This is a genomic window from Streptococcus mitis (genome assembly GCF_000960005.1).
Lineage (GTDB): Bacteria > Bacillota > Bacilli > Lactobacillales > Streptococcaceae > Streptococcus > Streptococcus mitis_CK.
In genome coordinates, this window is record NZ_JYGP01000002.1 from 700,771 (window position 1) to 718,528 (window position 17,758).

Here is a 17,758-nt window from a genome sequence, read left to right on the forward strand (position 1 = left end):
TCTAAATAATAACTCCTGATTGCAAGATTATATTCGAATATGGTGTATCTTCCCCAGTGCGAATAACTGCCTTAACTTTAGTATTCATAGCTTTCAATTCTTCATGACTAATATATTCAATAATTATATTCGATCCTAAAAGATCTAGAACTGCTTGCCACTGTTCTTTGTTTTTTTCCTTAATTTCTTCTGCTAAGAAAATTTTTTCAATAAGTACATGATCTGAATATTCTTTTAAAACTTCTAAAAAACTTGGACTACCTTTTCTTAATGCTAAATCAATTTTATCAACACCTTTTGGAACTGGCAATCCTAAATCTCCGATACAAACCAAATCCATATGACCTAAATCATCAGCTAGTTTCGCTATATTACTATTTAAAATCCCATATTTCTTCATATCCTGAATGCTCCTTTATTTCTTTCAAACTCGGCATACCTCCTTGCGCTCCAAATCTTTGAACAGAAAGATGTGAAGCAATCGTTGCAAAGGACAATGCAATATCCATCTCTTTTCCTTTTGAGATAGCATAAGCAAAAGCACCATTAAACGTATCTCCTGCTCCTGTAGTATCAACTACTTCTGCTTTTATAGCAGGAATTTTCTTAACTGCTGTCCCATCATAATAAATAGAACCTTCAACTCCTAATGTCACAATCATTTTATTAGGATAAATTTTAATAATTTCTTCTAATTTCTTATCTGGAAAAAGCTCTGAACATTCGTGCTCGTTAGGAGTAATAAAATCACAAAAAGGAATCATCTCTTTGTCTGTTTCTCTAGCTGGTGCAGGATTGTAAAGAACCTTAACTTGATTTTCTTGGCAAAATTTAGCTATAGATAAGTTGGCTTCATGTGGTATTTCATTCTGTAATACAACAATACTTGCATCACTAAGTAATTTCCACTCATTTTTCCAATCATTTGTTTTAACTAAATTATTAGCTCCGGGATAATAAATAATCCTATTATCACCTCCATATAAAGTAATTTGTGCAACTCCTGTAGACTGTGGTACCGTTCCCACATATGCTGTAGAAATATCATTATTTTGCAGATTACTTAATAAATCTGCTGAAAAAATATCTTCTCCTACGTTCCCAAATATGTAAATATTATCTTCAACACTGGATAATCTACCAATAGCTACAGCTTGATTTGCACCTTTTCCACCTGGAACTATATTAAATGAATCGCCAAAAATCGTTTCACCTCCTTCTGGAATCCTTTTTGTTCTCATAACTAAGTCCATTGAAATGCTTCCAACAACAACAATTTTACTCATTTCTTTCTCCTTAATGTATTTCTTTCTATGTACCTAACAGGGAGTTTAATTTTAGCTTCATCTATAGAGAACTTATTTGCCATATTATAGATTAGCTTTGCAGCCTGTTCTCCCATTTTATATGATGATTGGTGGATAGTTGATAAAGAAGGATAAATAAATTGACTAAGTACAATATCATCATAACCAATGATTTGAATATCATCTGGAATTTTTTTCCCAATTGCTAAAATTTCATGAATATAAGCTATCGCATGAATATCAGAAGGTGCTATAATACTATCAATATTTGGATTTCTTTTTAGATTCTCTTTAGCTTCTTTTTGAATTTTTTCAAAGTCAAAAGTTTCACTTTCTTCAATACAAATTTCTAAATTTTTATTCCTCAAATAGTTTAAACTTGCTTCAAATCGTTCCACAATATTCTCAGCTTTATCATCTAAAACTTTGATGATCATAACCTGCTCAGCGCCAGCATTCCAAATTGCTTTAGCAGCCAAACGTCCACCCAACTGATTATCAGAAAAAACACCATAGCCTGTATCTTTACTAATCCGGTCAACCACAACAACAGGTAATGTTAGATTTGGAAATTCCTTTGTAAAGTCAAGGGTTGTTATAATACCAGCTGCATTTGTTTTTAACAAAAGGTTTATATATTCTTCTAACGAATCATGATCTGAAATAGTACCAACCATAATCCTATAACCTTTATCTTTCAAATATGATTCGGCTCCTCGAACCAATCTTGGGAAGAACGGATTAGAAATATCTGGCAATAAGAGTCCTACCATTTGATTTTTTTTAGTTTTTAAAGATTGTGCTAATACATTTGGTGTGTAATTTAATTTCTTGATAGCATTTTTTATCTTTTCTCTCGCATCATCTCCGACATAGCCTTTTTTCGAAATATATCTTGAAACTGTTGACTTTGATACTCCGGCTTCTTCAGCAACCTGTTTTATTGTAGTCATCACTCCTCCTTTTTATTGTGGAACCGTTCCCTTATTTATATAGTAAGCGTTTTCTTTTATTTTGTCAATACTTTTTTAGAAATATTTTAAATTTATTTCAGAGTACACATGTTTTTACTAATCTCCTATTGCTATTAGATACGAAACACAACAAGACCTCCACTATATAGAGGAGGCCTTGGATCAGCTAGGTTATTTAGTAAAAGACTAGAAGATTTTCTTGTCCCAGCCATCTTCTGTACGGTGGCGATAGAAAAACTCTGATTTGTCAGGCGCTTCCATCATTTCCATCAAGGGTAAAATATCATAGGCCAGATCCAAGTTTGGAAGCTGGTCTTTTTGCACCCAAGAAACTTCTCCCTCGTCTGAAGATTGAAGAGTTCCAGTAAACTCGGTCGCCTTGTAACAAAAGACAATGTAGCGACCTCCTGTATCCAAAGGCCAATTTTTAACGCCTACCAGTTGCGGATTTTGGATAGTCAATCCTGTTTCTTCATAGATTTCACGAATGACAGACTCCGCAAAAGCCTCACCATTTTCTACATGACCTCCTGGAAAGGCATAACCAGACCAGCGATTGGTTTCAGGAGAGCGATACTGCATAACCACGCGCTGGGTTTCGAGATCTTCAATCAGACAAATATTTGTTAAAATCGTTAATTGGGAACGGGACATATTTTCTCCTTTAGGTAATATTCTAATCCAACGCCTTGACTTCCAACATCATATCCCGAATCTGAGCTGCTAGTTCAAAGTCAAGCACTTCAACGGCTTCTTGCATTTGTTTTTCAAGTTTCTTGACTAGTTCTTTGCGCTCTTGTTTGTTGAGGCTGTTGATGTCAACTTCCTTTTCTTCTTCCTTAGCAACTGCCTTAGTCACGGCAATCAAGTCACGAATTTCTTTCTTAATGGTTTGTGGCACGATACCATGCTCTTCATTATAGGCCATCTGGATTTTGCGACGGCGTGCCGTTTCATCGATGGCACGTTGCATAGACTGAGTCATCGTGTCCGCATACATGATGACATGCCCTTCGCTGTTACGAGCAGCACGACCAATGGTCTGGATGAGTCCACGTTCGTTACGAAGGAAACCTTCCTTGTCAGCATCGAGAATCGCTACGAGGCTCACTTCAGGAACGTCAATTCCTTCACGGAGGAGGTTGATTCCGACCAAGACATCAAAGACACCCAAGCGCAGGTCACGGATAATCTCTGTCCGCTCTAAAGTCTTGATATCCGAGTGCATGTACTTGACCTTAATGCCCATTTCTTTGAAGTAGTCGGTTAAGTCCTCTGCCATTTTCTTGGTCAAGGTTGTGATAAAGGTTCGTTCATTCTTTTCAACACGGGCATTGATTTCACCTAAGAGATCATCAATCTGTCCCATAGTCGGACGGACTTCCACCTCAGGATCCAAAAGCCCTGTCGGACGAATGATTTGCTCAATCACTGTCTCCGTCTGTTCATTTTCATAGTCGCCCGGTGTCGCTGAAACGTAAACAATCTGATGAACGTGACTCTCAAACTCCTCCCGACGGAGAGGTCGATTGTCCAGAGCTGACGGCAAACGGAAACCATAATTAACCAGCATTTCTTTACGTGAACGGTCTCCATTGTACATGCCCTTGATTTGCCCCATGGTCATGTGGCTCTCGTCAATCATAATCAAAAAATCATCTGGGAAGAAGTCGAGAAGCGTATAAGGAGGCTCGCCCTCACTCCGTCCATCCATGTGACGTGAATAGTTCTCAACCCCGTTAGTATAGCCCATCTCACGCAGCATTTCGATATCGTACTCTGTCCGCTGTTTCAAGCGCTGGGCTTCAAGCAATTTACCTTCCTTCTCAAAGACAGCTAACTGCTCTTCTAATTCTGCTTGAATCTTGGCAATAGCAACTTCCATATGGTCGTCATTGGTCACAAAGTGAGTAGCTGGGAAAATCGCCAAATGATCCACTTCTCCCAAGACCTGACCCGTCAGCGCTTCAACTTCACGGATACGGTCAATTTCGTCTCCAAAAAATTCTACTCGAAAGGCATGCTCATCACGAGAGGCTGGGAAAATCTCCACTACATCCCCACGAACGCGAAATCTTCCCCGTTGGAAATCAATATCATTTCGCTCAAACTGAATATCGACCAAGTCATTCAAGAGTTTATCACGAGAAATTTCAAGGCCTGGACGGAGACTAACGACACTATCAGCGTATTCCTTGGGCGAACCCAAACCATAGATACAAGAAACGGAAGCTACGACGATAACATCATTACGCTCCAGAAGGGCTGAAGTCGCTGAGTGACGAAGTTTGTCAATCTCATCATTGACAGAGCTATCCTTTTCAATATAGGTATCGCTAGAAGGGACATAGGCCTCAGGTTGGTAATAATCATAGTAGGATACGAAGTACTCAACAGCATTTTCAGGGAAAAATTCCTTAAATTCTCCATAGAGCTGGCCTGCTAGAGTTTTATTGTGGGCAATAACCAGAGTTGGTTTATTGACTTTGGAAATGACTTGACTCATGGTATAGGTCTTCCCTGTTCCGGTCGCTCCCATCAGAATCTGAGCTTTTTCTCCACCCTCGATATTATCAACCAACTGCTCGATAGCTTGTGGTTGATCTCCTGAAGGTTGGTATTTTGATACTAGTTTAAATTGATTATCTGTAATACGATTGATCATAAGAATCCTCTCTCGATATGCTATTCCTATTTTAGCATACTTATAGCATTTTCACGAAGAAAAGGACGGATCGAAGTCACATCCTTTCATTTTCTTTCTTTAATTGATAGACGAGGTAGAGAATCAGCAGTAGCAAGACTAGACTTGTCATGATAGAACCTTCAATTCCAAAAGATTCACCTGACAGCCAGTCTTGATTGCCTTGTGGTAAAAAGGTCATCAAAGACGTTCCTGACTGCTGACCACTAACTAAAATCCCAAAGAGATTACCCTGTGCGAAATTCCAAGCTCCATGAATACCTGCAACACCCCAAACTGTATCAGTTTTGAGAAGGTAAAGAGCCATGGCGACTCCGAATAAAAAGAGATTCACTAGAGATAGAGGGGTTAGGCCAGAATTCCCCATATGAAGCAGGGTAAAAAATATGCTAGATATGACAACAGCAAGTTTTAAATTGGTTCTTGAAGCCAATTGAGGAAGGAGCCAAGCACGAGATACCACTTCTTCTGCTGTCCCCTGTAAAATCCAAAATGGGATAGTAAAGACAACAAAGGTAAGCGAATAAGGATTCAAGTGAATGGATTCCAAACGATATTGCCCTAATGCTACCAAACCTAACAAGGTCAGAAGAAAAAGCGCTAAACCTAGACCAAATCCTTTCAGAAGATTTCTGAGGAAATTTTCTCTATAAAATCCCAAAGTTCGAATAGGTCTTTTCTCAACTTTTTTAGTCCATCTGAACACAGTGTTGATAATAAAACCAAAGGCCAGCAATTCTAAAATTAAATGAAAGTCACTTGTTTTATCCATCAAGCTCTGATGCAAGGTCTGCAAGTAGATTGCAAGATTTTGACCAGCCTCTCCAAAATTTCTAGCAAGTCCGATGAGAGCTAACAAACTAATACCATACAGAGTATAAGCCACAAACTCTCCTATGAAGACAAAAGCAAAGGCTAACAAGGGGCTTGTGTAAATGTTTAAACTCATTTTTGAAGCTTGGAAGTCTTTAAATATTCTTTTGTTCTTCATATCCCTGTCCTCTTTTCTTCTATATATACTATTATTATAGCAGTTTTTAATAGCAATTCAAGGAAGAAAAGAAAAAATCAATGTTATATTTTCTGACACAAAAATATAAAAATTTGCCTTTTTTTACTTTTTCTGATATAATGGGAAAATATTCGGAAAAGGAGACTAAAAATGAAGAAAAAATTTCTAGCATTTTTGCTAATTTTATTCCCAATTTTCTCATTAGGTATTGCGAAAGCAGAGACGATTAAGATTGTGTCTGATACCGCCTACGCACCTTTTGAGTTTAAAGATTCAGATCAAACTTATAAAGGAATTGATGTTGACATTATTAACAAAGTCGCTGAGATTAAAGGATGGAACATTCAGATGTCCTATCCTGGATTTGACGCAGCGGTCAATGCGGTTCAAGCTGGTCAAGCTGACGCTATCATGGCAGGGATGACAAAGACGAAAGAACGTGAAAAAGTCTTCACCATGTCTGATACTTACTATGATACAAAAGTTGTCATTGCAACTACAAAGGCACACAAAATTAGCAAGTACGACCAATTAACTGGCAAAACTGTTGGTGTTAAAAACGGAACTGCTGCTCAACGTTTTCTTGAAACAATCAAAGATAAATACGGGTTTACTATTAAAACATTTGACACTAGTGATTTGATGAACAACAGCTTGAGTGCTGGTGCTATCGATGCCATGATGGATGACAAACCTGTTATCGAATATGCCATTAACCAAGGTCAAGACCTCCATATTGAAATGGATGGTGAAGCTGTAGGAAGTTTTGCTTTCGGTGTTAAAAAAGGAAGCAAATACGAGCACCTAGTCACTGAATTTAACCAAGCCTTGGCTGAAATGAAAAAAGATGGTAGTCTTGACAAAATCATCAAGAAATGGACCGCTTCATCATCTTCAGCAGTGCCAACCACAACTACTGCAGCAGGCCTAAAAGCAACTCCTGTTAAAGCTAAATACATCATTGCCAGTGATTCTTCTTTTGCACCTTTTGTGTTCCAAAACTCAAGTAACCAATTTACTGGTATTGATATGGACTTGATTAAGGCAATCGCTAAAGACCAAGGTTTTGAAATTGAAATCACCAATCCTGGTTTCGATGCCGCTATCAGTGCTGTTCAAGCTGGACAAGCTGATGGTATCATTGCTGGTATGTCTGTCACAGATGCTCGTAAGGCAACTTTTGACTTCTCAGAATCATACTACACTGCTAATACAATCCTTGGTGTCAAAGAATCAAGCACCATTGCTTCTTATGAAGATTTAAAAGGAAAGACAGTTGGTGTTAAAAACGGAACTGCCTCTCAAACCTTCCTAACAGAAAATCAAAGCAAATACGGTTACAAAATCAAAACTTTTGCTGATGGTTCTTCAATGTATGACAGTTTAAACACTGGTGCCATTGATGCCGTTATGGATGATGAACCTGTTCTCAAATATTCTATCAGCCAAGGACAAAAATTGAAAACACCAATCCCTGGAAGTCCAATCGGAGAAACAGCCTTTGCCGTTAAAAAAGGCACAAATCCAGAATTGATTGAAATGTTCAACAACGGACTTGCAAACCTTAAAGCAAACGGAGAATTCCAAAAGATTCTTGATAAATACCTAGCTAGCGAATCTTCAACTACTTCAACAAGCACTGTTGACGAAACAACTATCTGGGGCTTGCTTCAAAACAACTACAAACAACTCCTTAGCGGTCTTGGTATCACTCTTGCTCTAGCTCTTATCTCATTTGCTATTGCTATTGTTATCGGAATTATCTTCGGTATGTTTAGCGTTAGCCCCTACAAATCTCTTCGTGTGATCTCTGAGATTTTCGTTGACGTTATCCGTGGTATTCCTTTGATGATTCTTGCAGCCTTCATCTTCTGGGGAATTCCAAACTTCATCGAGTCTATCACAGGCCAACAAAGCCCAATTAACGACTTCGTAGCTGGTACTATCGCCCTCTCACTCAATGCAGCCGCTTATATCGCTGAAATCGTTCGTGGTGGTATTCAGGCTGTTCCGGTTGGTCAAATGGAAGCCAGCCGAAGCTTGGGGATTTCTTATGGAAAAACCATGCGTAAGATTATCTTGCCACAAGCAACTAAATTGATGTTGCCAAACTTTGTCAACCAATTCGTTATCGCACTTAAAGATACAACCATCGTATCTGCTATCGGTTTGGTTGAACTCTTCCAAACTGGTAAGATTATCATCGCCCGTAACTACCAAAGTTTCAAGATGTATGCAATCCTTGCTATCTTCTATCTTGTAATTATCACACTTTTGACTAGACTAGCGAAACGCTTAGAAAAGAGGATTCGTTAATGGCAAAATTAAAAATTGATGTAAATGATTTACACAAGCATTATGGAAAAAATGAGGTTTTAAAAGGAATCACGACTAAGTTCTATGAAGGAGATGTTGTTTGTATCATCGGCCCTTCGGGTTCTGGTAAGTCAACCTTCCTCCGTAGCCTCAATCTTCTAGAAGAAGTTACGAGCGGTCACATCACTGTGAACGGTTATGACTTAACTGAAAAAACAACCAATGTTGACCATGTCCGTGAAAATATCGGAATGGTGTTCCAACACTTCAACCTCTTCCCACACATGTCTGTTCTAGAGAATATCACTTTTGCTCCTATTGAACACAAACGAATGACCAAAGAAGAAGCTGAGAAATTGGGGATGGAGTTGCTTGAAAAGGTTGGACTAGCAGATAAAGCTAATGCTAACCCAGATAGCCTATCCGGTGGTCAAAAACAACGTGTGGCTATCGCTCGTGGACTAGCAATGAATCCAGACATCATGCTCTTTGATGAACCAACTTCTGCCCTTGACCCTGAAATGGTCGGAGACGTACTAAACGTTATGAAAGACTTGGCTAAACAAGGCATGACCATGATTATCGTAACCCATGAGATGGGATTTGCCCGTCAGGTTGCCAACCGCGTTATCTTTACTGCAGACGGTGAATTCCTTGAAGACGGAACACCTGATCAGATCTTTGATAACCCACAACACCCACGTCTGAAAGATTTCTTGGACAAGGTCTTAAACGTCTAAACGCAAACTGTAAGGATTTCCTTGCAGTTTTTTTCTATCTCGTATTGGATTTTTTGATTTTTCGGAAAATTATGTTAGAATTAAATTTATGAAATGAGATTTCCTCATACCTAGCAAGACTAGGAATAAAAATAGAAATTAGGTAGCTAGATGTCATCTAAGGTTATTGTTACAATTTTCGGTGCGAGTGGAGACCTGGCTAAACGCAAGCTCTACCCTTCCCTTTTTAGACTATATAAATCCGGCAATCTTTCCGAGCACTTTGCCGTTATTGGAACTGCCCGTCGTCCTTGGAGCAAGGAATATTTTGAATCTGTTGTCGTCGAATCCATCCTTGATTTGGCAGATAGTACCGAACAGGCTCAAGAGTTCGCTAGTCACTTCTACTATCAAAGTCATGATGTCAACGATACAGAACACTACATTGCTTTGCGTCAATTGCAGGCTGAACTAAATGACAAGTACCAAGCTGAACACAACAAGCTCTTCTTCTTGTCTATGGCACCTCAGTTCTTTGGAACCATCGCAAAACACCTCAAGTCTGAAAACATTGTTGACGGTAAAGGTTTTGAACGCTTAATCGTTGAAAAACCATTTGGTACAGATTACGCAACTGCAAGCAAGTTGAATGACGAGCTCCTAGCAACATTTGACGAAGAACAAATTTTCCGTATCGACCATTATCTTGGTAAGGAAATGATCCAAAGCATTTTTGCAGTTCGCTTTGCAAACTTGATTTTTGAAAACGTTTGGAACAAGGACTTTATTGACAATGTTCAAATTACCTTTGCGGAGCGATTGGGTGTAGAAGAACGTGGTGGCTATTATGATGAATCTGGTGCCCTCCGCGACATGGTACAAAACCATACTTTGCAACTTCTTTCTCTCCTTGCCATGGACAAGCCAGCAAGCTTCACAAAAGACGAGATTCGTGCTGAGAAGATTAAGGTCTTTAAAAACCTCTATCACCCAACTGATGAAGAACTTAAAGAATACTTTATCCGTGGTCAATACCGTTCAGGTAAGATTGATGGCATGAAATACATCTCTTATCGTAGCGAGCCAAATGTAAATCCAGAATCTACAACAGAAACCTTTGCATCTGGTGCCTTCTTTGTAGACAGCGATCGCTTCCGTGGTGTTCCTTTCTTCTTCCGTACTGGTAAACGACTAACTGAAAAAGGAACTCATGTCAACATCGTCTTTAAACAAATGGATTCTATATTTGGAGAACCACTTGCTCCAAATATTTTGACCATCTATATCCAACCAACAGAAGGCTTCTCTCTTAGCCTAAATGGGAAGCAGGTAGGAGAAGAATTCAACTTGGCTCCTAACTCACTGGATTACCGTACAGATGCGACCGCAACTGGTGCCTCTCCAGAACCATACGAAAAATTGATTTATGATGTCCTAAATAACAACTCAACTAACTTTAGCCACTGGGATGAAGTTGGTGCGTCGTGGAAATTGATTGACCGAATCGAAGAACTCTGGGCTGAAAATGGTGCCCCACTTCATGACTATAAAGCTGGAAGCATGGGACCTCAAGCTAGCTTTGACTTACTTGAAAAATTCGGTGCCAAATGGACTTGGCAACCAGATATCGCCTATCGTCAAGATGGCCGTTTAGAATAACAAAAAATCCTGCAAGTTTGTACCTTGCAGGATTTTTGCTTCTGATTAGATTAAGCCTTCCAAGAGACCCTTCATAAAGTTTTCTGAGTTAAACTCTCCAATATCATCGATTTTTTCACCAAAACCAATCAATTTTACAGGAATATTGAGTTCTTCACGGATGGCTAGAACAACACCACCTCGAGCAGTTCCATCAATCTTAGTCAAGACAATTCCAGTTAATGGCGTGATTTTTGAAAATTCTTTGGCCTGTACAAGAGCGTTTTGACCTGTTGATGCATCCAGAGCCAAGAAGGTTTCATGGGGTGCCTCTGGAACAACACGCTTGATGATACGACCAATCTTTTCCAGCTCAGCCATAAGGTTATCCTTATTTTGCAAACGACCAGCAGTATCAATCATAAGAATATCAATTCCTTCTGCTACAGCTCGTTCCATGCCATCAAAAACCACACTGGCTGGATCAGCTTTTTCAGGTCCAGTCACAACTGGAACGTCCACACGGCGTCCCCATTCTGCTAATTGGGCAACGGCACCAGCACGGAAGGTATCTGCCGCAACCAACATGACCTTCTTACCAGCTTGTTTGTAGCGGTGGGCCAATTTTCCGATAGAAGTTGTTTTCCCAACACCATTAACCCCGACAAAGAGCATGACTGTTAAGCCATCTTGGAAGTGAATACTTTCATCGTAGTTGCCATCCTTTTCATAAAGCTCAACCAATTTCTCAATGATGACACGGCGAAGTACATCAGGTTTCTTGGCATTTTCAAGCTTGGCTTCGTAGCGTAGCTCCTCTGTTAAATTAGAAGCGACTTGGACACCAACGTCACTCATGATGAGCAGTTCTTCCAGTTCATCGAAAAATTCTTCGTCAACAGAGCGGAAATTAGCAAAAAAGGCATTCAAGCGAGCACCGAAGCCTGTACGAGTTTTCTTGAGACTGCGGTCATATTTTTCCTGAACAGTTTCTTCTACTTGAGACCTTTCTGCTTCAAGAACTTCAGAACTATTTTCTTCTACAGTCTCTAGGAGCTCAGTATTCTCTTCCTCTGTGACTTCTTCTGAGTTTGGCAATTCTTCGACTTCTTCTTGAGAAACTTCTACAACTGACCCTGAATCAATACTTTCTTCAACTGTGTCTTGGATTTTATCTTCTTGGAGCTCAGCTTGTTCAACAATTTCAACTTCTGCATCTTCTTGAGGAAGTTCCTCAGCTTCTGTAAGAGAAGACTCAACATCTTCAGACAAATCAAGATTTTCCAGAGCTTCTTTTACAACTTCTTCGATTTTAGGTTCTTCTTTTTTTCCGAATAGACGGTCAAATAATCCCATATCTTAGTTCTCCTTTAGCACATATTCTTCGATAGCCCAGGCGACAGCTTCCTCATCATTGGTCATTGGAGTTACCACATTTGCGACTGCCTTAACTTCAGGAACAGCATTTTGCATGGCAACACCGAGCCCTGCCCATTCAATCATAGAGAGGTCATTGGCCTCGTCACCACATGCCATGACTTGGCTTTGGTTGATTCCAAGATGGCTGATCAGTTTTGCCAAACCTGTTGCTTTATGAACATTCTTTGGTGACCACTCTAGCAACATTTCACGTGATTTAAAGATTTCATATTGGTCAAACAATTCTGGAGAAATCTTCTGAATGGCTGCATCCAAGGGTTCTTGAGCAAAGGCAGTCACGCATTTGTTGTAGGTCATTTGACTAGACAAGTCTGCAAAGTCCACTGGAACAAAGGTCAAAGCTGGATTGAATTTGGCATAAAGACTTTCTTGGTCCGATTGGATTTGATAAACTGTCCCTTCTGAGATGGCATCAAGAGGCAGTGATAATTTCTCTGTTTCCTCATACAAGCGTGCCACATCATCATATGAAAAAACTGTCTTATCAAGGATTTCACCTGTATTTTTCTGAACTAATCCACCATTAAAGGTAATCGTATACTCATCTTCCTGACCGTCAGTCCCTAGCTCATGGAGAAAGAAATCCATAGCTTTTAAGGGACGACCAGTGGTCAATACGACCTTGATACCACGGTCACGCGCAGCTTTCAGGGTTGCCTTGGTACGATCCGTCAGCCTTTTTTCAGTAGTCAGCAAGGTTCCATCCAAGTCCAATGCAATCAATTTTATATCTGCCATTATAAGCCCTCCATATAAGCTATAACCGACTGGTCCTTATGGTGACCAATCACTGTCTCTGCTAATTCTAAAATTTCAGGTCGTGCATTTTCAGGAGCTACAGGATGTCCCACAACCTGCATCATATGCAAGTCATTTAGATTGTCTCCAAAAGCCATAACCTGATCCATTGTGATACCAAGTTTTTTAGCTAATTCAACAATGGCCACTCCCTTATCGACATAGTCCAGAACAATATCAATAGATTCAAAGCCAGTTGTCATGGCCTTAACACCAGGGACATTTTCATTGACCCAAGCCTCCCCAGGTTCAAGCGTTTCTTCTGTGAAGTTGGTCGTAAATTTGAAAATGTCATCTTTAATATCTTCCAGAATCGCTACTTTTTGGATATTTTCATTATAGTGCTGGCTCACTTTCAAATAGGTCTCATCAACCGTATCTAGAACATAAGCTCCCTTTTTTCCCGTCAAGAGCAGTTTATTGATATCTACATAAGGTGAAGTTTTCAGCCTTTCAAAAGTTGATAGATAAAACTCACGAGACATAGTCGCTTCATACAAATCTTGACCTCGATATTCTACCAAACTTCCATTTTCCGCAATGAAAATAATATCATCACGAACATCAGCAAATAATTTTTCTAAGGATAGAAATCCGCGCCCCGAAGCCACCGCAAAGTATATCCCTTTTTCCTTGTAGGAAACCAAGAGAGACTTGAGGCGGTCCATATCAAAGCGTCCATTCCCATCTAGGAAGGTTCCGTCCATATCCGTTGCTACTAGTTTAATCATAAAATCTTTCTTACTCCGATTAGTAAATCTACCTCCTATTATACCATAGATAAGTAGAAAAAGGACTAGTCTATCAGCTTTGCTTCTCTTTTATCCTTCTCTACTAGCTAGTGCTGTTTCTATCTTTTAAAAAAGCTCGTAAAATTAAAATCGTGCAACTTTTTTCAGATACTTTTAAAAGATTGATTTCCCTATATTTTTCCTTTATACTGGATAAAAAGGAGAATAATATGTCAGAAACAAATCACGAAATCGATTCAAATTTTGCAGGTCGTTTAAATATCCTGCGTGCGGGTGTTCTTGGTGCCAACGATGGGATTATTTCCATTGCTGGTGTGGTTATCGGGGTTGCCAGTGCTACAAGCAATATCTGGATTATCTTTTTATCAGGTTTTGCGGCTATCTTAGCTGGTGCCTTTTCAATGGCAGGTGGAGAATATGTGTCCGTTTCAACTCAAAAAGATACCGAGGAAGCAGCCGTTGCGCGTGAGCAACTCTTGCTAGACCAAGATATGGAATTAGCCAAAAAGTCCCTCTATGCTGCCTATATTCAAAATGGTGAGTGTGAAACATCAGCCCAACTTCTCACCAACAAAGCCTTTCTTAAAAATCCACTCAAGGCTTTGGTAGAGGAAAAATATGGGATTGAGTATGAAGAATTTACCAATCCTTGGCACGCTGCCATTTCTAGCTTTATTTCTTTTTTCCTTGGTAGCTTACCACCCATGCTTTCAATTACCATTTTCCCAAGTGAATACCGCATCCCTGTTACTGTCCTTATCGTCGGTGTGGCCCTTCTTCTCACTGGTTACACTAGTGCCAAACTTGGAAAAGCCCCAACCAAAACAGCTATGATTCGGAACCTTGCTATTGGTCTCTTGACCATGGGAGTTACCTTCCTGCTCGGACAACTTTTCAGCATTTAGAATACAAGAAATACCTCGATTTTGAAGTCGAGGTATCTTTTTTTACATTTGGACAATCTTGCGATAACTTCTTGAAGTAATCATGAAAATCAGCACATAGGCGATGAGGAAGATAGCGCAGATAGACAAGGTCACAATCAACATCATATTCGTATCTATTACACCAATCACTTTTAAAATCAGACTAAGCATATGGTAAGCAAAGGCTAGATGTATGAAGGCAAAAAGCAAAGGAAGGAAGAAAACAGTTAAAACCTGTTTGTTGATGGTTTGCTTGATTTGCTTTTGATCTAAACCGACTTTTTGCAAGATAATAAAGCGTTCACGGTCTTCATATCCTTCAGAAATTTGTTTGTAGTAGATGACCAGAACGGTTCCGACCATAAAGATAATGGATAGGAAAATACCAATAAAGAAGACACCGCCAAAGAGAACACTCATTTGAGCACTAGCATCTGCTAGATTGCTACCATACACATAGCTACCTTCAGTGTTTAATTGAGCATTAAACTTTTGTAAGTATTTTTCATATTCTTCAGCGACCTTGAGTTGCTCTTCTTCACTGATACCTACATTCATACCACCGTAAAACTGATTATAGATAGCCGAATCTGGGAATTGGTCCAAAAAGGCTTGTAAATTAGGTACAACAAGGTAATTGTAATCAGAAGTCAAAATATTAAACTGATTTGGAACATGGTTTACAATAAAATCTTTAGTGAATTCTTCTTTTACAGAAAATTGATGATCATTTAGAGTTAGAGCTTTCTGTTCTTTAACTCCCTCATTCTTGGCAAAGAGTCCGACCTCATTTCCTGATAGAGACAGTTTTTGACCAGTCATATTTTCATAATCTTTTTGGTCAAATACCATAAAAACTGTTTTGACTTGGACACGGTTTTGTCCTTTTTCAAAAAGTGTTAACTTATTTCCTTCTTGGTTTGCAACACCAAAGTAAGTATAACGAAGCACTTCTTTCTCTTTAATCTTATAACCTTTGTCACTTGCAAACTGGCTCAAGAGTTTGTCCAAATCTTCTTTTTCAACATTTTGCCCTGAAACCCCAAAATCATGAGGATTTAGGACTTTTTTAAAGCTTTCTGAGGCATTGAAAATACTAGTAGCTGCTGACATGGTTACCAAAACCATTGTTGACAAAATTGCGATAGTTGCTAGTCCAACCGCATTTTTCTTCATACGGAAAATCAAGTTGGAAACAGAGATGAGGTTATTAGGTTGGTAATAGTATTTCTTGTTTTTCTTTAAGATTTGTAGGAAGACTGTAATACCTGCATTGAACAAGAGATAGGTTCCAAAAATAACCAGCAAAACAGCTAGGAAGAAAGTTGTTAAGGCTGTAAGAGGATCTTTTACAGTAAGGGAAAGATAATATCCAATCCCTAAACTTATGGAACCAAGAATAGTTTGTAGAGGTAGGAAACGACCTTTTTTCTCACCGCTTGCTTTCTCACGAGAGAGCTGAAGGGCATTCATACGGGCGATTCGAAGGGCATTCAGGAACATGAGGCCTAGGAAAATCAAACCAAAGACAACAAGTACTGCAATGACAACATTCATTTGAAAGGTAGCGACCAGTTCAACCTTCAATTTCATTAGCTTGAGCAAGAAAGCGAAAATCAACTTGTCAAACAAGGCTCCAATACCGATACCCGCTCCAACAGTTAGAATCCCAAATAGCACTAACTCCTTAAAGGTCATACTGATAAGATGACGCTTCTCCAAGCCCAACATGCCATAAATTCCCAGTTCCTTGGAACGGTTTTTCATAACAAAACTATTGGCATAGAGTACGATTATGGCTGACGCAAGGGTGACGACAAACATACCAAATCCAAGAGTAGCTTGAATGGTGGATCCTCCACGAATTTCCGCAATCTTAGGATTAAAGGTTAGAGAGTAAAAGAGATAGGTCACGGTGACTGCCAAGAGAACAGCCAGCGCAAAAGGATAGTAGAGTTTGCGGTTTTTAATCAAGTTCGATACCGCTAACTTATTGGTTAATCGAAACATACTAATTCACCTCGCTTGCCATGACAGTCAAGGTATCAGAGATTTCTTGGAACATCTGACGCTCTGTCTTCTCTCCACGGTAGATTTGGTTGTAAAGAATGCCGTCTTTGATAAAGAGCACGCGCTTAGCCCTGCTAGCTGCTGCTGTTGAGTGGGTTACCATGAGAATGGTTTGGCCGCGCTCATTGATTTCATCAAATACATCAAGTAAGGCTGCAGAGGACTTGGAATCAAGGGCACCTGTTGGCTCGTCCGCAAGGAGAATTTCAGGTTCTGTGATGATGGCACGGGCTACTGCCACACGCTGTTTCTGACCACCAGAAATCTCGTAAGGGTACTTCTCTTGCAATTGGTTGATGCCTAGATTCTCAGCTGTCACCACCAATTTCTTCATCATCTCCGTAATAGGTCTTCTTGACAAGACAAGCGGAAGCAAGATATTGTCTTTTACAGAGAGAGTGTCTAGCAAGTTAAAGTCTTGGAAGACAAAGCCCAGCTTTTCACGACGGAAGCTAGAAGCCTGTGAATTTTTAATAGTTGCAGTGTCAGTTCCATTCAAGTAAACCTGCCCACGACTTGGTTTATCCAGCATAGCTAGAATATTGAGAAGAGTTGATTTACCAGAACCGGACTCACCCATGATAGCAACGTAGTCACCCTTTTCGACGGTAAAGTGAATATCCTTGAGAGCTTCTACTTGGTTGCCCTGAAAACGAGTTTTATAAATTTTTTGAACGTGTTTTACATCTAAAAGTGTCATGAGAATCTCCTTTCTTAATATCCCATCAAATGAAATGTTGCTTGCATCATAGCGCATCCCAGCTGAACACGCTCGATATCTTTATTGCTTGGTTTTCTAGTTTTCTTATGTAAGATTTGTTTCATGATGTTACTCCTTTGTTCTTTATGAGTCTAGTTTACATCAAAAAAAGACCGCTTGCCATAACCTAACCTTACAAAAGAGACTTTAATCTTACATTTTTGTAAGATTGGGGAATTTTTTGAAAATATCTACTATACGAAGTCCTATCATCACTTGTTTTATTTTTAAAAAAGGAGTAAAATATAATTGTGAAAGGGTTTTCTTCGATACCTTGTAAAACTTTAGTTTTTTAGTGCTTATTTTAAAAAGTAGTAAGCTATAATTCGCATAACTGCAATG

At 39.3% G+C, this 17,758-nt stretch carries 15 protein-coding genes and 1 pseudogene; 5 read left to right on the forward strand and 11 right to left on the reverse strand.

Translation table 11 applies throughout. From position 1 onward, the window contains the following. Nucleotide 1: 1 nt before the first annotated feature. The 3 genes from rbsD to TZ90_RS04850 are packed head-to-tail and all read right to left on the reverse strand — an operon-like array spanning nucleotide 2 to nucleotide 2,260. Nucleotides 2–400, reverse strand: a complete 399-nt coding sequence (gene rbsD / locus TZ90_RS04840; RefSeq protein WP_000759835.1) for a D-ribose pyranase — start codon at nucleotides 398–400, stop codon at nucleotides 2–4. Beyond that, nucleotides 375–1,286, reverse strand: a complete 912-nt coding sequence (gene rbsK, locus TZ90_RS04845) for a ribokinase (RefSeq protein ID WP_024057579.1) — start codon at nucleotides 1,284–1,286, stop codon at nucleotides 375–377. Before rbsK ends, rbsD begins: the two co-directional genes overlap by 26 nt. Next, nucleotides 1,283–2,260 carry a LacI family DNA-binding transcriptional regulator gene (locus TZ90_RS04850; protein WP_000207598.1) on the reverse strand — a complete coding sequence of 326 codons (978 nt, stop codon included), beginning with the start codon at nucleotides 2,258–2,260 and terminating at the stop codon, nucleotides 1,283–1,285. The genes rbsK and TZ90_RS04850 overlap by 4 nt, the downstream gene beginning before the upstream one ends. Before the next feature lie 133 nt (nucleotides 2,261–2,393). Between TZ90_RS04850 and TZ90_RS10230 the strand changes: the two are divergent. Further along, a pseudogene (locus TZ90_RS10230) lies at nucleotides 2,394–2,471 on the forward strand (DNA-binding transcriptional regulator); the annotation flags it as partial. Here the strand turns inward: TZ90_RS10230 and TZ90_RS04855 are convergent. From TZ90_RS04855 to TZ90_RS04865, 3 genes are all read right to left on the reverse strand, one after another. Further along, complete coding sequence (locus tag TZ90_RS04855) at nucleotides 2,468–2,935, reverse strand: 8-oxo-dGTP diphosphatase (RefSeq protein ID WP_045611771.1); 468 nt, start codon at nucleotides 2,933–2,935, stop codon at nucleotides 2,468–2,470. The pseudogene TZ90_RS10230 and the gene TZ90_RS04855 sit on opposite strands and share 4 nt — an antisense overlap. A gap of 22 nt (nucleotides 2,936–2,957) precedes the next feature. Continuing rightward, on the reverse strand, nucleotides 2,958–4,946 hold the full coding sequence (uvrB, locus tag TZ90_RS04860; protein ID WP_045611772.1) for an excinuclease ABC subunit UvrB: 1,989 nt from the start codon (nucleotides 4,944–4,946) through the stop codon (nucleotides 2,958–2,960). A gap of 76 nt (nucleotides 4,947–5,022) precedes the next feature. Beyond that, nucleotides 5,023–5,976, reverse strand: coding sequence for a CPBP family intramembrane glutamic endopeptidase (locus TZ90_RS04865; RefSeq protein WP_045611774.1), 954 nt, complete (start codon nucleotides 5,974–5,976; stop codon nucleotides 5,023–5,025). Nucleotides 5,977–6,147: 171 nt separating this feature from the next. Here TZ90_RS04865 and TZ90_RS04870 point away from each other — a divergent pair, with 171 nt between their 5' ends. The 3 genes from TZ90_RS04870 (at nucleotide 6,148) to zwf (ending at nucleotide 10,691) form a co-directional block, all read left to right on the forward strand. Beyond that, on the forward strand, nucleotides 6,148–8,313 hold the full coding sequence (locus TZ90_RS04870; protein ID WP_045611775.1) for an ABC transporter substrate-binding protein/permease: 2,166 nt from the start codon (nucleotides 6,148–6,150) through the stop codon (nucleotides 8,311–8,313). Next, complete coding sequence (locus tag TZ90_RS04875; RefSeq protein WP_045611777.1) at nucleotides 8,313–9,053, forward strand: amino acid ABC transporter ATP-binding protein; 741 nt, start codon at nucleotides 8,313–8,315, stop codon at nucleotides 9,051–9,053. The genes TZ90_RS04870 and TZ90_RS04875 overlap by 1 nt, the downstream gene beginning before the upstream one ends. Before the next feature lie 150 nt (nucleotides 9,054–9,203). Then, nucleotides 9,204–10,691, forward strand: a complete 1,488-nt coding sequence (gene zwf / locus TZ90_RS04880) for a glucose-6-phosphate dehydrogenase (RefSeq protein WP_045611778.1) — start codon at nucleotides 9,204–9,206, stop codon at nucleotides 10,689–10,691. 45 nt (nucleotides 10,692–10,736) lie between these two features. On the opposite strand, the gene ftsY is transcribed toward zwf, so the two are convergent. Genes ftsY through TZ90_RS04895 form a run of 3 tightly spaced genes read right to left on the reverse strand, consistent with a single transcriptional unit; the run spans nucleotide 10,737 to nucleotide 13,639 of the window. Then, entirely contained in the window at nucleotides 10,737–12,026 is a 1,290-nt protein-coding gene (gene ftsY / locus TZ90_RS04885) for a signal recognition particle-docking protein FtsY (RefSeq protein WP_045611779.1), read from the reverse strand. Nucleotides 12,027–12,029: 3 nt separating this feature from the next. Then, complete coding sequence (locus tag TZ90_RS04890; RefSeq protein ID WP_045611780.1) at nucleotides 12,030–12,848, reverse strand: Cof-type HAD-IIB family hydrolase; 819 nt, start codon at nucleotides 12,846–12,848, stop codon at nucleotides 12,030–12,032. Beyond that, on the reverse strand, nucleotides 12,848–13,639 hold the full coding sequence (locus TZ90_RS04895; protein ID WP_045611782.1) for a Cof-type HAD-IIB family hydrolase: 792 nt from the start codon (nucleotides 13,637–13,639) through the stop codon (nucleotides 12,848–12,850). The genes TZ90_RS04890 and TZ90_RS04895 overlap by 1 nt, the downstream gene beginning before the upstream one ends. A gap of 230 nt (nucleotides 13,640–13,869) precedes the next feature. On the opposite strand from TZ90_RS04895, the gene TZ90_RS04900 reads away from it, so the two are divergent. Continuing rightward, nucleotides 13,870–14,565 (forward strand): VIT1/CCC1 transporter family protein, encoded by a 696-nt coding sequence (locus TZ90_RS04900; RefSeq protein ID WP_045611783.1) that lies wholly within the window; start codon nucleotides 13,870–13,872, stop codon nucleotides 14,563–14,565. A gap of 42 nt (nucleotides 14,566–14,607) precedes the next feature. Here TZ90_RS04900 and TZ90_RS04905 read toward each other — a convergent pair whose 3' ends face one another. Together TZ90_RS04905 and TZ90_RS04910 are read right to left on the reverse strand one after the other, a co-directional pair. Continuing rightward, the gene (locus TZ90_RS04905) at nucleotides 14,608–16,596 is read right to left on the reverse strand and encodes an ABC transporter permease (RefSeq protein WP_045611784.1); all 1,989 of its coding nucleotides are present in this window, start codon (nucleotides 16,594–16,596) and stop codon (nucleotides 14,608–14,610) included. Between the two features lies 1 nt (nucleotide 16,597). Beyond that, nucleotides 16,598–17,356 carry an ABC transporter ATP-binding protein gene (locus TZ90_RS04910; RefSeq protein ID WP_000173358.1) on the reverse strand — a complete coding sequence of 253 codons (759 nt, stop codon included), beginning with the start codon at nucleotides 17,354–17,356 and terminating at the stop codon, nucleotides 16,598–16,600. Between the last annotated feature and the right edge of the window lie 402 nt (nucleotides 17,357–17,758).

Coding starts and splice junctions, on each gene's coding strand:
- rbsD (WP_000759835.1), bottom strand. CDS start 400: ATGAAGAAATATGGGATTTTAAATAGTAATATAGCGAAACTAGCTGAT.
- rbsK (WP_024057579.1), bottom strand. CDS start 1,286: ATGAGTAAAATTGTTGTTGTTGGAAGCATTTCAATGGACTTAGTTATG.
- TZ90_RS04850 (WP_000207598.1), bottom strand. CDS start 2,260: ATGACTACAATAAAACAGGTTGCTGAAGAAGCCGGAGTATCAAAGTCA.
- TZ90_RS04855 (WP_045611771.1), bottom strand. CDS start 2,935: ATGTCCCGTTCCCAATTAACGATTTTAACAAATATTTGTCTGATTGAA.
- uvrB (WP_045611772.1), bottom strand. CDS start 4,946: ATGATCAATCGTATTACAGATAATCAATTTAAACTAGTATCAAAATAC.
- TZ90_RS04865 (WP_045611774.1), bottom strand. CDS start 5,976: ATGAAGAACAAAAGAATATTTAAAGACTTCCAAGCTTCAAAAATGAGT.
- TZ90_RS04870 (WP_045611775.1), top strand. CDS start 6,148: ATGAAGAAAAAATTTCTAGCATTTTTGCTAATTTTATTCCCAATTTTC.
- TZ90_RS04875 (WP_045611777.1), top strand. CDS start 8,313: ATGGCAAAATTAAAAATTGATGTAAATGATTTACACAAGCATTATGGA.
- zwf (WP_045611778.1), top strand. CDS start 9,204: ATGTCATCTAAGGTTATTGTTACAATTTTCGGTGCGAGTGGAGACCTG.
- ftsY (WP_045611779.1), bottom strand. CDS start 12,026: ATGGGATTATTTGACCGTCTATTCGGAAAAAAAGAAGAACCTAAAATC.
- TZ90_RS04890 (WP_045611780.1), bottom strand. CDS start 12,848: ATGGCAGATATAAAATTGATTGCATTGGACTTGGATGGAACCTTGCTG.
- TZ90_RS04895 (WP_045611782.1), bottom strand. CDS start 13,639: ATGATTAAACTAGTAGCAACGGATATGGACGGAACCTTCCTAGATGGG.
- TZ90_RS04900 (WP_045611783.1), top strand. CDS start 13,870: ATGTCAGAAACAAATCACGAAATCGATTCAAATTTTGCAGGTCGTTTA.
- TZ90_RS04905 (WP_045611784.1), bottom strand. CDS start 16,596: ATGTTTCGATTAACCAATAAGTTAGCGGTATCGAACTTGATTAAAAAC.
- TZ90_RS04910 (WP_000173358.1), bottom strand. CDS start 17,356: ATGACACTTTTAGATGTAAAACACGTTCAAAAAATTTATAAAACTCGT.